Genomic DNA, 14,953 nt, shown 5'->3' on the forward strand with positions numbered 1-14,953 from the left:
ACTCACCAACGGTTCATGGCGTCAGCGGTGCGAGTCCGCCGCGTGGGTGGTGAAGGCGGTCCAGGCGGAGGGGGACACGGACAGCGGCTGCCGCCGGGTGTCCTTGGAGTCGCGGACGAGGACGGCTTCGGGCTGTACGGCCACCTCGACGCAGTTGCCGCCCCCAGTACCGCTGTGGCTGCTCTTGAACCAGTCCAGTTCCGTGGTGGTCATAGCTCCCCTCGCATCTGCTCCAGCAGGTCCCTGGTGGCCCGGTGGCTCAGGGCTTGTGCGCGCATCCTGCCATAGCGCTGAAGCATGTTGCTGACCGATTTCGGGTCGGATACCAGCACGGTGTTGTCGTGAACCTCGATGTAGCCGACCCACCGGTTGTCCGGCAGTTCGGCCAGGTAGATCGGCCCGTCGGCTCCCGAATGGTCATCCTGTCGCAGCGGCATGATCTGGATCTCCACGTTGCGGAGCTTCCCGACCTCAAGGAGGTGGTCGATGAGGTCCCGTGTCGTCTCGGTGCCGCCCAGGTGGCGTTCCAAGAGGGCCTGGTCGATGACGAAGGAGAACATGGTGTTCGGGCGTTCGGTGAGGAGTTGCTGCCGGGCCAGACGACCTGCCACCTGGCGCTCAAGGGCCTCCTCGGTCAAAGGCGGCAGGCGAAGCGCGAAGAGTTCACGGATGTAACGCTCCGGCTGGAGCAGCCCAGGAATGACGCTCGGGTCGTACGTGAACAGCGACAGCGCCTCCTCCTCGATGCCCGCCCACTGGTGGAACCAGGACGCCAGTCCCGCCCGGCGGATCAGGGTGCGGGCGGCTGCGGCCAGGACGCGGGCGGCGGCCGGCCCCAGGGCCTCCTCCGAGCGGTCGAGCAGGCCCCGGGGCGGGAACCGCTTGCCCTGCTCGATCTTGGCGATGTAGTGCGCCGAGTACCGGACCTGCGGGGCGAGCTGCTCCTGCGTCAGCCGCGCCTCCTCCCGCAGCGCCTTCAGGACCGCGCCGAAGGTCCGCAGGCTGTCCGACAGTTCAGGCTCACTGCTCGTACCGCTGCCCGCACCGCCGTTCACGCCGCCGTGCCCGGCCTTCCGGTTCTGCTGACTCCTCTGGTCCTGCTGGTCTTCTCGGTCCCTCTGGCCCTGCTGGTCCTTGTCGTCCGTCACGGCAGTCCGCCTCCCCGTACCCGATGTGTCCGTCTCATCTCCCAACGTGACAATCGGTTCATGGTCACACCGGGTGACCGACCCAGTCCACAGTGCCCACCGGCACAGTTGGTCCTGTACCAGGGGCGCCCCTGACGACCTGCACTTTCTCCCCGGAACGCTGGCCGTCATGACGAAATCGCACCCCCCGAGTTCCGTCACCGTACGTATGTTCGCGCAGCGTTTCTCGCCCACCCCGCGCGGCGCGCGGCTGGCGCGGCTGCTGGCGGAGCACCAGTTCGCCGTGTGGGGCGTCCCGCGCGGCACGGCCGTGCACGACGCCGCCGTGCTCGTCGTCGCCGAGCTGGCCGCCAACGCCGTGCTGCACGGGCGCGTGCCCGGCCGGGACTTCGAGGTGGCGCTCGGGCACGAACCGGCGGGCGGTGTCCTGCGCGTGGAGGTGTCCGACGCCCACCCGTCCCGCCCGCTGCCGCTCGTCCGGCCCGCCGACCCGGAGCCGAACCCGGAGCCGGACTCGGAGGGGGAGCGGGGCCGGGGGCTGCTGCTGGTGGCGGCGGTCGCGGACCGCTGGGGGGTGCGGGAGCGGTGCGGGCCGGGCAAGACGGTGTGGGCGGAACTCGGGACGGGCGCTCCCGTACCCGCCCGGACCCTCGGCGAACTGACCGCGGAGCAGGGCATCGCCCCGATCACCTCGGTGAGCGAACTGGTCGAGGGTGACGCCGACGGGACGAGGGACCTCCTGGACGCGCTCTCCGCGGTCCGCGGCGACGGCCTCCGCGGCGACGACCACCGTCTCCCGTGAGACGCCCGGAACCTGCGCGACCTGCGCGTTCGGTTCGGCCGCACGCCGACGCGGTCCTCGACCGCGGCATCAGCGCCTTCGGCCGCCTGGGAGGACGGAGCACGGCGTCCGGGGCTGCTTCATCGGAGCGAGAAGGCGACTCCGGCTGCCCCATACCCGATCAGGAGGGCGACGAGTACCGCAGGTAGCAGCTTCCTGTCGGTGGCGGCGGTGAGCCCGCCGGCTACGGCGGCTGCTACCAGTCCCACGCCCAGCGACGGCCATTCGGTGATCGGGCCGAGGACGCCGTGCGAGTCTCTGATCGCTCGGACGACCATCGATCCCCAGAGGAGGGAAGCGAGCAGGAGCGGGAAGCGACGGACGCGCCAATAGTCGTCCCTGGAGGGAGTCACGTCGCTCATCAGCTGCCTTTCAGTCGCAGTGCTCGCAGAGTGGCGCTGGGCCCGCGGAGCCGGAGCCTTGGTCTTGATGCACATGCCGTCGTCGGCATCGATCCCTGCCTGGTGGAGACTGCGCGCTGTTCCCGCGACTCGTGATGGCACTGCTTGCCTTGTTGCCGGAAGAGTTGCTCCATCGCTTCTGTGTGTACCCCTTCAGCCAAGTTGAGGCATAAGAGAAGGGCAACGTGACGGCGGGCAAGATGGCGCAAAATGCGGGGACCGGGGCTCATAGGTGCCGATGTGCCGGTGTGGACCCAGGGCGCGCCGCTCTCGTGGTGCCCCGGGGGGCGGACCACGGCGGGGTCGGCTCGCCGGTCACTCCGGTGGCCGTTCCTCCTCCTCGTCCATGTCCTCTTCGTCATCTTCGAACAGGCCCATCTCGAGCGACTCGACGGCCCCGAGCAGACGACAGGCTCCTGTCTCCCCGTCCACGCACACGTAGCCCGTGCCTATGGCCATGTCGGACAGGTCCCCGCTTCTGAGATACGCCGCCGACTGGCAGTCGAAGAAGATGTCCTTCCCGACCCTGGCGTGCTGTTCCTCGATGAGTTCGAAGGGGAAGTCGGGTGTTCCGACCTCCTCGTCCAGGAATCTCCGGGCCAGTTCGGCCGCGCGTTCAATACTCAGCATCAATCCGTCCTCAGCGGGGAGAACTTTCTCCAGTCCATGGGTCTCGCACGTCCGGACTGGCCGTCGATGAATGCGGCGGCCCTCTGGACATTCACAATGTTGAAGACATGGGCGCGTTTTCTGCTCTGCCTCGGCACGATTCCCCTGGCTCCGTCTCCCGCTCGGAGGAAGCCGTGACAATGTATGCCCGCAGGTCTACCGTCTGTCCCATGCCGCAGAGTGAAACGAGCGGGGTTGGCGCCCGCGCACAACTCGATCCGGCCGAGGCCGACCCGCTGTCCCGGTGGCAGCGGGTCGGCGCGGCTGCTGCCGGGCTCCTGCTGGCGGGAGCCGGATCCGTTGCGATGTTCACCAGTGGCAACGGGGCCGGAACCGCCGTGGCCCTTGTCGCGGGAAGTGTCTTTCTCCTGATGGCGATTACGGGGATGCCACTTCTCGGCGGACGTCTCATGGACGCTGAACTGATGATGGGTCGACGCCGGGCTCGCTTGATCCGGCGGGCCCGGCTGGGGCCGCCGCCGGAAGCCAGGCGCCTGCTGGATGACATGCTCTTGACCGACCCCGGGGTCGTCGAGGACCCCCATGCTGTCGCTCTGGACTTCGCACTTCTGCTGAGCGAGGTTGCGTATGCCGCTGATGCCGCCCTTGAACCGGACCGCGGTCTGCATCCTCTGGCCGATCCGGAAGTCGGAGACCCCCTCCTAGTGCTCGAGGCATCTGCGGGGCAACGCGTCGGAATCTACGCGATGGCGGCCAAGATGGAGTCGGGGCGCCTGTCGGCCTCCTTTGTCGACCGGTTCACAGCGCGTGCGAAGGATGCGGAATGCGATGTGTACCTGCTGGTCACGGCAGCTTCGTTCAAGGATGATCTCAGGTCGCTGGCTGTGCGTCTGGAGAGGGAAACGGGAAGACCTGTCGGTGTCGTCGACTGGAGTATCAGGAACACCGGACTGCGACGAGGCATCGATGACTTGGTGCACCGGGGCACACGTCTGCCGGGTCAGGGGGCGCCGCAGTAACGGAGGGTCCGGGCCAAGCTTTCGACGCCGTGGAGGGGCGGCGGTCGTTTTACCCGGCAGGCGCGCCACGTGACATGCCGTACGTGGCGAGTCCTGATGCGTTCGGGATCTTCGAGGCGGGTGTCCGCTTCGGTCCTCCCTGGCAAGGGTAGGGCGCGCATGCCCGTGCGCCGCCGCACGCCGAGCAGGGAACCGATCGCCTGATGCCCGTGTCGGCCCGCCTCGCGGACCCGGACTCGGCGGCCGCCGTCCTGGCCGAGCCGGTGCGGTTCGCCCTCGACGGCGGCCGGGGCGCCTGACCCGCCCGGCGGCGCCCCGGCCTCCCGCCGCACGGGCGAGGGGAAGCCGGGGGCCGTGCCGGTGCGGCCCGGGTGCCCGGCCCCGCGGCGCGGGGTGCCGCGGGGCCGGGTGTCTCATCGAGGGTGCGGTCCGGATTCCCGGAAGCGGGTCACCAGGGGTACATGACCACCCAGTAGCCCTCCTGCACACAGTTGAAGCCCGTCAGCATCCCCTGCTGCGCGGCCTTGTTGCCCAGGGTCTGGCACTCCAGGAACGACTCCGTGTAGTGCGGGAGGAGGCGGGTTTCGGCGGAGGCGGTGGAGGCGGTGGCGAGAGGCAGGGCGACGGCGGCGGTCGAGACGGCGGCCGCGGCGAGCACCTTGCCGAGCTTGCTCCTGGTCACGGAGGCTCCTGTTCAGTTCCTCTGATGTCGTGCACGCGGTGCACGAAGGGCGGTCACGGTGACCGTCCCACCCGCTGACATGGCGGGGAGGGCGCCGGGGTTCGCTCGCCGGAGGCGGGTGTGACGCACGCCACGGTGGGGCGGTGGGCGTGGCGCGGGGAGGGCCGGGAAGCGTCCCGGCCCTCCCTGGCGGGCCGGCCGTGGACGGCGGCCCGTTCGCTGCCGCGGAGCGGTGCTCGGCACGGTTTGACGGCGCGGTGGAGTGTGACGCACGGCACAGTCGGCGGGAGGCGTCCCGAAGGGCGGCCGGATGGGTGATTGCCCAGGAGATTCCACTCTTATACGGTTCCCGGAGAAAAATCCCGTATGAGGCGTTCCGGTCGTGGGTGCGCGGACCCGCCGGCCACAACAGGGCTCTGACGACGGGTCACCACAACGGCGCTCTCCAAACCCGGGCCCGGACGGCGGCCCGCAGGGGGCGACGGCGGAAACGGGAAGGTGTGAGAGATGACGCTGCTGATGGGCGCGGTGGCCTACGACCCCAAGGTCGTCACCATCTGGGAGGGGTTCCGGGACTGGCTGCGCGGCCAGGGCCTGCCCTTCGACTACGTCCTGTACTCCCACTACGAGCGGCAGGTCGAGGACCTGGTCGCGGGCCGGCTGGACGCCGCGTGGAACTCGCCGCTGGCCTGGCTCCGGGCCGAGCGGCTGGCGCGGGCGGCGGGCCGGGACGTCCGCACGCTGGTGATGCGGGACACCGACCAGGACCTGACCTCCCTCGTCCTCGTCCGCGCCGACTCGCCGCTCGTCTCGCCCGCCGATCTGAAGGGCCGCACCGTCGCCGTCGGCGCGGTGGACTCGCCGCAGGCCACCCTGCTGCCGCTGGCGCTGCTGCGCCGGGCCGGGCTGCGCCCCGGCGAGGACTTCGCGGTGCGCCGCTTCGACATCGGCACCGGGCTGCACGGCGACCACGTCGGCGGGGAGCGGGAGGCGGCCCGCGCCCTGGCCGCGGGCGAGGTGGACGCCGCGTGCGTCATCGACGCCAACCACCTGCTGTTCGGCCGGGAGGGCGTCCTGCCGCCGGGCGGCACCCGGGTGCTGGCGCAGACCGAGCCGTACGACCACTGCACCATGACCGTCTCCGACAGCGCGCCGCTGGAACTCGCCGAGGAGTTCGGCAGGCTGCTGCTGTCGATGTCCTACGCCGACCCCGGGGTGCGCCCGCTGCTGGACCTGGAGGGGCTCACCGAGTGGCTGCCGGGGCGCACCGGCGGCTACGCGCTGCTGGCCGAGGCGGTCGACGAGAGCGGCTTCTACGCCGCGGACGGCCGGATCACCGCCGCGGAGTACACGCCGTGACGGAGCCCGGCTCCACGGAGCCCGGCTCCACGGAGCCCGGCTCCGGTGCCGCCGCCGGGGACGCGCCCGGCGGCGGCACTGGGGAGCCCCCGGGTCCGACCCCGCCGGTGGTGCGGCTCGGGGCGCTGGGCTTCGAGCGGGGCGCCCATCTGCTGGTGCAGCGCGCGCTGCGCGACCTGCGCCCGGGCCAGGAGCTGGCGGTGGCCGGGGACGACCCGCTGCTGCCCGTCCATCTGCGGGCCTGGTGCCGCGAACAGGGGCACCGGGTGCGGATACCCGGGCCCGGCGAGCACTGGGGGGACGGGATACGCGCCCGCGTCGTCCGCGGCCGTGCGGACCTGGACCGCTGGGCGGGCGCCGTCCGGGCGGGCGGCCCCGGCCCGGACGGGCTCGTCGCCCGCCCTCCGGCCGCCTGGGGCCTGGCGGCACGCGGCGCGCTGGTGGAGGACGGCGGACCGGCCGGGCCCTTCGACCTGGCCGACCGCGACCACGTCTGGGCGGACGTCGCGCCCGCCCTGTACGCCCGCGCGGCGGCCGAGCAGTGGGACCCGGCCCGCGCGGTGGACTGGGACGCCGGCTTCACCCTGCCCGGCGAGGTCGAGCGGGCCGTCGTCCAGGTGATGACGTACCTGGTGGAGAACGAGCAGGCCGCCCTCGTCGTCCCCGCCCGGCTGCTGGCCCGCATCCACCCGCACTTCCGGGAGGTGCAGCAACTGCTCGCCGTCCAGGCCGCCGACGAGGCCAGGCACATGGAGGTCTTCACCCGCCGCGCCCTGCTGCGCGGCGGCGAACTGGGCACCTCCTCGGCCGGCGGGCGCGAGTCGCTGCACACCCTGCTGACCGAGCCGGACTTCTCGCTGGCCTCGTTCCTGCTGTCGGTGCTCGGCGAGGGCAGCTTCCTGAGCCTGCTGGGCTTCCTGGAGCGGCACGCCCCGGACCCGGTCACCCGCCGGATCACCGCCCTGGCCCGCCGCGACGAGGCGAGGCACGTCGCCTTCGGCGTCGCCCACCTCCACCACCGCGGCACCCTCGACCCGGCGCTGCGCGGCAGGCTCCGGGCCGCCGTCGAGCGCCGCCACGACGCGCTGGTGGACACCGCCGGGCTCAACCAGGACGTCTTCGACTCCCTGGTGGTGCTGGCCGCGGGGGAGTGGACGCCGCGGGCGGTCGGCCGGGGCCACGAGGCGGTCTTGCGGCTCCAGGCCGAGATGGACGAGGGTCGGCAGCGGCGCCTGCTGCACCTGGGCTTCCCCGCCGACGAGGCGGCCGAGCTCTCCGCGCTGCACACCCGCAACTTCATGTGACGCGCCGGGGGTGCCTCCCCCGGGGGTGCCCGGGGGAGGCACCTCCGGGCGACGTTCCCGGTGCGAGGCAACCCGTCGGCTCCGGAGGCCGGTCATAGAAGTGGACGGACTCCCGGGGAGCGACGAGGCACCCGGACCGGCCCGGTGCCGGTCCAGAAAGCGAGGAACGTCGATGCGTGTCCCGCGTATGACAGCCGCCCTGGCGGCCCTGGCCGCCCTGTGCACGGTGGCGGCGGGGGTGCCGGGGGTGGCACAGGCCCAGCCCGCCGAGCCCGTGCCGCCACCACCGTCGTCGTCGGCGCCGCCCGGCGGTGAACTCCCGGAAGGCTGGGGATTATCGGGTGAGGGCCCGGCCAGGCAGCTGGTCTGGCGCTCGGCCGGCCCGGTGCCCCTGACCGGCGCCGCCGTCGGGTTCTACGCCGGGGACCGGCTCCTCGGCCACCCGGTGGCGGACGCCGACGGGCGCACCTTCCGCCTCGCTCTGCGCCAGGTCCGCCCGGAGCGGCTGGAGCGGCTGGAGGTGCGGGCCGGCGGCCTGCGTCTGGACGAGCCCGGCCCGGTCGCGGAACAGCGGCCCGGGCACCCCCCGCCCTCGGTGAGACCGAGAGCCGTGCTCCCGGCGAACTCCGTCGATCCGGGCACGCCCGGCGAGTACGGGACGGTCACCGGCGAGTACGAGCTGCCGCCGGTGCCGCTGCCCGGGTTCGACACCCCGGTGGAGATGCGCGCGGTGGTCGTCGCGCCGACCGGCGCCGAGGGCCGCCGTCCGCTGGCGCTCTTCCTGCACGGCCGCCACGGCACCTGCTACACCGACGGCGAGGAGTGGCCGACCGGGGAGTGGCCCTGCCCCTCCGGTGCCAAGCCGGTGCCGAGCCACCGCGGCTATCTGAAGGACCAGGAACTCCTGGCCTCCCAGGGGTATGTGACGGTCTCCGTCTCCGCCAACGGCATCAACAGCCAGGACTACCTGGCGAAGGACGGCGGGGCGCAGGCCCGTTCCTCCCTGGTGCGGCTGCACCTGGCCCGCTGGGCGGACTGGTCGGCCGACCCGGCCACGGCGCCGGCGGCCGTGCGGTCGGCGCCGCCCGCCGACTTGTCGAAGGTGCTGCTGGTCGGTCACTCGCGGGGCGGTGAGGGCGTGAACCGGGCCGCCATGGACAGCCTCTACCCCCCGCCGGCCGAGGAGGACGGCTACGGCGGCGAGACGCGCTGGACCATACGCGGCACCGCCCACATAGCCCCCACCGCCTTCGGTCAGAACCCGGTCCCCGACGTGCCGTCGATGACGATCCTCCCGGGCTGCGACGGGGACGTCTCCGATCTGCAGGGGCAGGTGTACGCGGACGCCACCCGGGGCGTCAGCCGGGGCGCCGCCCTGCACAGCGTGGTGTACCTGGTCGGCGCCAACCACAACTTCTTCAACAGCGAGTGGACGCCGGGCGAGGCCGAGGCACCCGCCGCCGACGACTTCCAGGACTGGGGGGAGGACAACCCGGACCCGGTCTGCTCGCCGACCGCCGCCGGGACGCGGCTGACCGCCGCCCAGCAGCACACCGCGGGGGCGACGTACCTCGCCGCCGCGGCCCGACTGTTCGTCGAGGGTGACGACCGGGTGCGCCCGCTGCTGGACGGCTCCGGCGTGCGGGCCCCCTCGGCCGGTCCCGCGCAGGTCCTCACGCACGCCGTCGGCGCCCATCGCACCCCCGCGTTCCTGCCCGACGACGAACCCGCCGTGACCGGCGGGCGGCTGTGCCGGCAGGTCCACCCCGATCCCGCCACCGCCTGCCTGGACCCGGCGGAGGACGGGAGATCGCCGCACTTCGTCTGGATGCTGACGAACGACGAGCCGGGGCGGCACGCCGTGGCGCTGGAGTGGTCGGCACCGGGATCCGCGGCCGCGGTGCGGGTGACCCCGGCCGAACCGGTCTCCGTGGCCGGGGCGGAGGCACTCGCCCTGCGGCTGATGGTGCCGCCCAACACCACCGGCACCCGGTTCGACGTGGCCCTGACCGACGCCTCCGGACGGCGTGCCGAACTCGGCCGGGTGAGCGTCGACGGGCTGCCCGGCAGCGAGCGGACCGTCTCGCACTGGGCCCGTGAGGTCCGGGTGCCGCTGGCGGCCGTCGCCGAGGCCGGCCTCGACCCGGAGCGGATCGAGAGCCTGGAACTGACCCCGCGCAGTGCCTCGGGGCGGGCGTGGCTGGTGGACTCCTGGGGCTGGCGCCCCGGCACCCCCGAGGCCGAGCCGGCCGCGCTGACCCGCATCGACCTCGGTCATCTGACGGTCGACGAGGGCGACTCCGGCGTCCGCACCCACCGGGTGCCGGTGCGGATATCCGGCCAGGGCAGCGGCCAGGCGCGGCTGTTCGTCCCGGAACCGGGCTCGGAGGACATCGCGGTCCGGACGGTGACGGTGCGGCCCGGCGACGTCCCCGACCTGCCCGTGGAGGTGGAGGGCAACACCCGCTTCGGGAGCGACCTCTCCCAGTACACGGCCGCGAAGGCGGTCAGCGGCACGGTGATCGGCTCCGCCAGCGGCACGGTCACCGCGCGGAACGACGACCCCCTGCCCGAGATCACCGTGACCCCGGTCGCCGACCGGGTCGCCGAGGGGCAGAAACTGACCTGGCGGGTGTCCCTGGACGAGGAGATCGACGCCTACGTCCTCGGCTGGTTCCGGCCGGTGCCGGTGGACGGCGGAACGGAGCTGTCCACCACGGACCTCGACCGGACCTGGCTGGAGGACTACCAGAACGTCCCGGCGCTCCCGGAGCGGCCGCTGTCGGAGGTGGGGGACGACCTCCGCGTGTATCTGGCGCTTCCGCCGGACGATCCGAGCACCGAGGTGAGCGTGCCCGTCGCCGTGGACGAGCTGGCCGAGCCGGAGGAGTCACTGCGGCTCCGGCTGCTCGTCGAGGACGGCTCCGGAAACCCGGTGGAAGGCCCGTTGGTCACCGGCGGGGTGCGGGACGCCCCGTAGCGCCCGACGGCTGCCCGCCTGCCCGCCTTGTCTGCCTGTCCGGTCGGCGGCGGCAGGGGCTCCCGTTCCCCGGGAGTCCCGCCGCCGCGCGCCGGGCAGGCGGCCCGGGATCAGGCGTCGTGCAGCCCGGCCTTCTCGTGCAGCTTCCGCAGCGGGCGCGGTGCCCACCAGTTGACGCTCCCGAGCAGCTTCATTCCGGCCGGCACGAGGATGCCGCGCACCAGGGTGGCGTCCACGAGCACCGCCAGGGCCAGTCCCGCGCCCAGCAGTTTGAGCAGGCTCAGCTGCGAGGTGGCGAGCGCGGCCATGACCGTGGCGACCACCAGGGCGGCGGCGGTGATCAGCCGGCCGGTGTGGTCGATCCCGAACACCACCGCCCGGGTGTTGTCCCCGGTCGCCAGGTACTCCTCGCGGATGCGGGAGAGCAGGAAGACGCTGTAGTCCATGGACAGACCGAACGCCACACAGAACATCAGCAGCGGAACGGTCACCTCCAGTTGCCCGGTGTGGGTGAAGTCGCCGACCAGCCACTTGAGGTGGCCGTCCTGGAAGACGTGGACCATCGCGCCGAAGGAGGCGGTGAGGCTCAGCACGTTGAGCAGCAGGGCCTTCAGCGGGACGACCAGGCTGCCGGAGAACAGGAAGAGCAGGACGAACATGCTCAGCGTGATCACCGCGGCGGCCCAGGGTATGCGCTCGCCCAGCGCGTCCTTGGTGTCCACCAGTGCCGCGGCCGGTCCGCCGACCAGGACGGAGGAGGGCGCGTCCACCGCGCGCAGCGCCCGCACGTGCTCCTCGCCCGCCGCCGAGTTGGGGCCGGGGGCGGGGACGACCGACAGCCAGGTGCCGCCGCCCTCCGAGCCGTCCGCGTAGGCGGCCGAGCCCGGCCCGGGCGGCGCGACCCGGCGGCCCCCGGCCCAGCTCCCGGCCGCCCCGTCCACCCGCGCCGTGCCCTCGACGCGGGAGAGATCGCGGGCGTACCGCGCCAGGTCCGCCCGCCGCTCCCCGGGGTCCAGGCCCGGCAGGACCACCGTCGCCGGGGAGGTGGCGGCGCCGGGGAACTCCTCGCGGACGGTGTCGGCGGCGGCCCGGGCGCTGCTGCCCGCCGGGAGGATCCGGTCGTCGGTGAGACCGAAGCGGGCGTGGCCGAAGGGCAGCGCGAGGACGATCAGCAGCGCGGCCACGGCTCCGCCGAGCAGCACCGGGCGGCGCATCACCCCGCTCACCAGCCAGTGCCAGAAGCCCTGTCCGTCCGGCCGGGAGCCCGGCAGGCGGCGGCGCAGGCCCGCGAGGACGTCGAACCGGTCGATCCGCCGGCCGATCAGCGCGAGCACCGCGGGCAGGATCAGCAGGGAGGCCGCCGCGGCGAGGACCACCACCGCGATCCCGGCGTAGGCCAGGGACTGCAGGAAGTACACGGGGAAGACCAGCATCGCGGCGAGTGAGAGCGCCACGGTGAGCGCCGAGAACAGCACCGTCCGGCCGGCGGTGCGCAGGCTCTCGGCGACCGCCTCGCCCACCTCCCGGCCCCGGGCCAGCTCCTCGCGGTAGCGGGTGACGATGAACAGGCTGTAGTCGACGGCGAGTCCGAAGCCGAGGGCCGTGGTGATGTTCATCGCGAACAGGGACACCTCGGTGAACTCCGCCATCAGGCGCAGCACCGCGAGGGTGCCCAGCACCGACACGACGCCCACCAGCACCGGCAGGAGGGCGGCGACCAGGGAGCCGAAGGCGGCCAGCAGGATGAGCAGGGTCAGCGGTGCGGCGATCAGCTCCGCCCGGGTCAGGTCCTCCTGGCTCTGCTTCTCCAACTGGTCGTTGAGCGGGGCGTCGCCGGTGGCCGTCACGGTGAACGGGCCCTGTTCGCCGGTGAGTCCCGGTACGAGGTCCTGGGCCGCGCGGGTGGCCCGGTCCTCGTCGCCGGCGAGTCCCACCAGGACCAGGGCGGAGCGCCCGTCCTCGGAACGCAGTGACGGGTCGCCGGTGGTCCAGAACGACTCCGCGAACACCACGGAGGACTCCGCGCGGAGCCGCTCGGTGAACTCCCGGCCGGCCCGGGCGGGTTCCGGCCGGTCCACCGGGGTGTCGGCCTCCAGCAGCAGGACCATGTCGGGGGACCCGGCCCCGAAGCGCTCGGTGAGCAGCCGCTCGGCGCGGGCGGACTCGGAGTCCTCGGGGGTGTAGCCGCCGCCGGACAGGTGCCCGGCGACTCCGCTCCCGAACAGGGCGGCCGCCACGGAGAAGGCGGCCACCAGCAGGAAGACCGGCGTCCGGTGCCGGATCAGGGCGCGGGCGAGAGCCGTGAGCCGGCCGTGCGGCGGGGGCGGCTGCGGGGTGTCCCCGCCGGTGTGCGGCCGTGTCGTCAGAGCCACGGGTTCTCCCAGGGGTTCTCGGTGCGATGCGGTGCGGAGCGGTGCGATGCGGTGCGGGGCGGTGTGGGGCGGTGCGGGCACGGACACGTCACCGCCCAGCCGCGGTCGGAACGCGCCGGGTGCCGGGCCACCGGGCGCCACGGATGCCGTACGGGGGCCGGTCCCGGGCCCTCCCGGGCCTCAGCTCCCGCCGACGAGGTGGTGGCACAGGGCGGAGTGGACCCAGTCGGCCCACTGCTGCGAGGTCCAGCCCCGTTCGGTGACCAGCAGGTGGTACATCTCGGGCCCCAGCAGGCCGTAGCCGATGTCCGCGGCGCGGTCGGGGGTGAGGGAACCGGGCAGCGGGTGCTTGTCCGCCAGTGCCTTCACCAGGTACTGCTGCACCTCCAGGCGCTGCCGCTTGTTGCGCTCCCACAGCGGGGCCACGTCCTCGTTCGAGACGGCCGCGTTGCGCAGCACCTCCAGCAGTTCGCCGACCCGCTCGTAGATCTGCCGGGCACCCGTCACCTGGTGGCGCAGCTGGGCCTGTGGGGACTCGGCGGCGACGGCCTCCCGCACCCACCGGCGCTCCAGCGTCGGGACCGGCTCGTCGTCCCCGGCGACGCGTACGTCGACCAGTTCCTTGAGGATCGTCGGCTTGTTCCCGAAGTTGAAGTAGACGGTCTGGACCGCGACCTCGGCCTCCCGGGCGATCGAGTCGATCGTCGTCCCGTCGTAACCATGGGCGGTGAAGAGCCGGAGCGCCGCGTCGAGGATGCGCCTCCTGGTCTCCTGCGCCTTCTGCTGTCTGACACCGGACTTGGCCTTCATCCTCGTACCACCCGCCATTCACTGTAGTTCTACTCTAGAGTGAGACTACAACACAATCGGCGCGAGGAGGGGGACCGAGGATGGCCGCACGGCCCGCACCACGGACGGACGACCGGGTACCGGAGGCGCCCGCCGGACTGCTGCCGCTGCTCACGGCGGGCATGGGGCTGGCGATGTTCGTGCTCTTCGCGCTCGGCGCGCTGGGACCGTGGCTCCTCGGTGAACTGGAGATCTCGCGCTCCCAGCTCGGCACGCTGACGGCGTCGGCCTTCGGCACCGCCTCCGTGCTGTCGCTCTGCACCGGCCATCTCACCGACCTCCTGGGAGGCCGCCGCACCCTGACGGCGCTCCTGGTGGCGGTGGCGGCGGCCTTCACCGTCCTCTCGCTGGGCGGCGGGTACGGCCGGCTGCTGCTCGCGGTGGTGCTCGCCGGAACCGCCCAGGCGTTCGCCAATCCCGCGACCAACCGGCTGATCGCCGTCCATCTGCCGCCCCCGCGGCGGGCCGCGGCCGTGGGCGTCAAGCAGTCCGGGGTGCAGATCGGCGCGTTCGCCGCCGGTCTGCTGCTCCCCCCGCTGGCGGCGGCGCTCTCCTGGCGTACGGCACTGGCCCTGGTCGTTCCGGTGGCGCTGGCCGCGGCGGTCCTGGCCCTGCGCCTGCCGCCCGACCATCCGCCGGCCGAGCGGCGGACGGGCGGTCTGCTGCCCGCGGCGCCCAACGCCCCCGCCCGCCGGCTCATCGGCTACTCGTTCGGTGTCGGCACCGGTCTGGCCGCCCTCAACACCTATCTCCCGCTCTACGCCCACGAGGAGCTCGGCATGGGTGAGCGGGCCTCCGGCGGGCTCATCGCGGCGCTCGGCGTGGCGGGCATCGCGGCCCGTGTGCTGTGGACCCGCCACAGCGGGCGCGTCGCCGACGTCTCCGGCCCGCTGCTCGTCCTGGCGGGGGCGTCGGTGTGCCTGGTGCCCCTGCTGCCGGCCGCCACCGCGCTGACCCCGCTGGTGTGGCTCGGCGCCGTCGGCCTGGGCGGGACGGCGGTGGCGGCCAACGCGGTCTCGATGGTCGCGGTGGTGCGCAGCCCGGTGTTCGGCGCCACCGGGCACGCCTCGGCCCTGGTCTCGACGGGCTTCTTCGGCGGCTTCGTCGCCGGGCCGCTCGCCTTCGGACTCCTGGCGGACGGCCCGGGCGGCTACCCGGCCGGCTGGGGACTGGTGGGCGCCGCCTTCCTCGCCTCCGTGCTGTGCGGAGCGCGGCTGCGTGCGGTGACGAGCCCATGAGGACGTCCCCGGCACGCGGGCGGTGCCGGGGACACCGGACGGACGGCGACGCGCCTCACTTCTCGTCGCCCGCCGGGCTCACCGGCCGCGGCCCCGGGCGTGCCGTTGTCCCCGGGGGGCGTCCCCGAGA

13 protein-coding genes are annotated in these 14,953 nt (G+C 73.3%); 6 read left to right on the forward strand and 7 right to left on the reverse strand.

The window, feature by feature from the left end:
• Positions 1–21 precede the first annotated feature (21 nt).
• Together CUT44_RS28180 and CUT44_RS28185 are read right to left on the reverse strand one after the other, a co-directional pair.
• The gene (locus CUT44_RS28180; protein WP_100204787.1) at positions 22–213 is read right to left on the reverse strand and encodes a DUF397 domain-containing protein; all 192 of its coding nucleotides are present in this window, start codon (positions 211–213) and stop codon (positions 22–24) included.
• The gene (locus CUT44_RS28185) at positions 210–1,013 is read right to left on the reverse strand and encodes a helix-turn-helix domain-containing protein (RefSeq protein WP_233221777.1); all 804 of its coding nucleotides are present in this window, start codon (positions 1,011–1,013) and stop codon (positions 210–212) included. The genes CUT44_RS28180 and CUT44_RS28185 overlap by 4 nt, the downstream gene beginning before the upstream one ends.
• A gap of 343 nt (positions 1,014–1,356) precedes the next feature.
• Between CUT44_RS28185 and CUT44_RS28190 the strand changes: the two genes are divergently transcribed.
• Complete coding sequence (locus CUT44_RS28190) at positions 1,357–1,950, forward strand: ATP-binding protein (protein ID WP_100204789.1); 594 nt, start codon at positions 1,357–1,359, stop codon at positions 1,948–1,950.
• Between the two features lie 119 nt (positions 1,951–2,069).
• Here the strand turns inward: CUT44_RS28190 and CUT44_RS28195 are convergent, their stop codons facing one another.
• Positions 2,070–2,351 (reverse strand): hypothetical protein, encoded by a 282-nt coding sequence (locus CUT44_RS28195; protein WP_146252312.1) that lies wholly within the window; start codon positions 2,349–2,351, stop codon positions 2,070–2,072.
• Positions 2,352–2,705: 354 nt separating this feature from the next.
• Complete coding sequence (locus CUT44_RS28200; RefSeq protein ID WP_100204791.1) at positions 2,706–3,020, reverse strand: hypothetical protein; 315 nt, start codon at positions 3,018–3,020, stop codon at positions 2,706–2,708.
• A 209-nt stretch (positions 3,021–3,229) separates the two neighbouring features.
• Between CUT44_RS28200 and CUT44_RS28205 the strand changes: the two genes are divergently transcribed.
• Complete coding sequence (locus CUT44_RS28205; protein WP_146252313.1) at positions 3,230–4,039, forward strand: hypothetical protein; 810 nt, start codon at positions 3,230–3,232, stop codon at positions 4,037–4,039.
• A gap of 448 nt (positions 4,040–4,487) precedes the next feature.
• On the opposite strand, the gene CUT44_RS28210 is transcribed toward CUT44_RS28205, so the two are convergent.
• Positions 4,488–4,721, reverse strand: coding sequence for a hypothetical protein (locus tag CUT44_RS28210; protein WP_100204793.1), 234 nt, complete (start codon positions 4,719–4,721; stop codon positions 4,488–4,490).
• A 507-nt stretch (positions 4,722–5,228) separates the two neighbouring features.
• Between CUT44_RS28210 and CUT44_RS28215 the strand changes: the two genes are divergently transcribed.
• From CUT44_RS28215 to CUT44_RS28225, 3 genes are all read left to right on the forward strand, one after another.
• A complete protein-coding gene (locus tag CUT44_RS28215; protein ID WP_100204794.1) occupies positions 5,229–6,080 on the forward strand; it encodes a phosphate/phosphite/phosphonate ABC transporter substrate-binding protein in 852 nt (283 codons plus the stop codon).
• A complete protein-coding gene (locus CUT44_RS28220; protein ID WP_233221721.1) occupies positions 6,077–7,384 on the forward strand; it encodes a ferritin-like domain-containing protein in 1,308 nt (435 codons plus the stop codon). Before CUT44_RS28215 ends, CUT44_RS28220 begins: the two co-directional genes overlap by 4 nt.
• A 172-nt stretch (positions 7,385–7,556) precedes the next feature.
• Positions 7,557–10,364 (forward strand): alpha/beta hydrolase, encoded by a 2,808-nt coding sequence (locus tag CUT44_RS28225; RefSeq protein ID WP_100204795.1) that lies wholly within the window; start codon positions 7,557–7,559, stop codon positions 10,362–10,364.
• Between the two features lie 110 nt (positions 10,365–10,474).
• Here the strand turns inward: CUT44_RS28225 and CUT44_RS28230 are convergent, their stop codons facing one another.
• Both CUT44_RS28230 and CUT44_RS28235 read right to left on the reverse strand, forming a co-directional pair.
• Positions 10,475–12,736 carry an MMPL family transporter gene (locus tag CUT44_RS28230; RefSeq protein WP_199185864.1) on the reverse strand — a complete coding sequence of 754 codons (2,262 nt, stop codon included), beginning with the start codon at positions 12,734–12,736 and terminating at the stop codon, positions 10,475–10,477.
• 180 nt (positions 12,737–12,916) lie between these two features.
• On the reverse strand, positions 12,917–13,546 hold the full coding sequence (locus CUT44_RS28235; RefSeq protein ID WP_100204796.1) for a TetR/AcrR family transcriptional regulator: 630 nt from the start codon (positions 13,544–13,546) through the stop codon (positions 12,917–12,919).
• A gap of 80 nt (positions 13,547–13,626) precedes the next feature.
• Between CUT44_RS28235 and CUT44_RS28240 the strand changes: the two genes are divergently transcribed.
• Positions 13,627–14,823: an MFS transporter gene (locus CUT44_RS28240; RefSeq protein WP_100204797.1), complete on the forward strand. Its 1,197-nt coding sequence runs from the start codon at positions 13,627–13,629 to the stop codon at positions 14,821–14,823.
• The last annotated feature ends 130 nt before the right edge of the window (positions 14,824–14,953 follow it).

Source organism: Streptomyces carminius, assembly GCF_002794255.1.
In the GTDB taxonomy this organism is placed as follows: Bacteria; Actinomycetota; Actinomycetes; order Streptomycetales; family Streptomycetaceae; genus Streptomyces; species Streptomyces carminius.

Excerpts from the sequence above, each read along its gene's own strand:
- CUT44_RS28195 (WP_146252312.1), bottom strand. The coding sequence starts at position 2,351 with ATGAGCGACGTGACTCCCTCCAGGGACGACTATTGGCGCGTCCGTCGC.
- CUT44_RS28200 (WP_100204791.1), bottom strand. The coding sequence starts at position 3,020 with ATGCTGAGTATTGAACGCGCGGCCGAACTGGCCCGGAGATTCCTGGAC.
- CUT44_RS28235 (WP_100204796.1), bottom strand. The coding sequence starts at position 13,546 with ATGAAGGCCAAGTCCGGTGTCAGACAGCAGAAGGCGCAGGAGACCAGG.
- CUT44_RS28190 (WP_100204789.1), top strand. The coding sequence starts at position 1,357 with ATGTTCGCGCAGCGTTTCTCGCCCACCCCGCGCGGCGCGCGGCTGGCG.
- CUT44_RS28225 (WP_100204795.1), top strand. The coding sequence starts at position 7,557 with ATGCGTGTCCCGCGTATGACAGCCGCCCTGGCGGCCCTGGCCGCCCTG.
- CUT44_RS28240 (WP_100204797.1), top strand. The coding sequence starts at position 13,627 with ATGGCCGCACGGCCCGCACCACGGACGGACGACCGGGTACCGGAGGCG.
- CUT44_RS28180 (WP_100204787.1), bottom strand. The coding sequence starts at position 213 with ATGACCACCACGGAACTGGACTGGTTCAAGAGCAGCCACAGCGGTACT.
- CUT44_RS28215 (WP_100204794.1), top strand. The coding sequence starts at position 5,229 with ATGACGCTGCTGATGGGCGCGGTGGCCTACGACCCCAAGGTCGTCACC.
- CUT44_RS28205 (WP_146252313.1), top strand. The coding sequence starts at position 3,230 with ATGCCGCAGAGTGAAACGAGCGGGGTTGGCGCCCGCGCACAACTCGAT.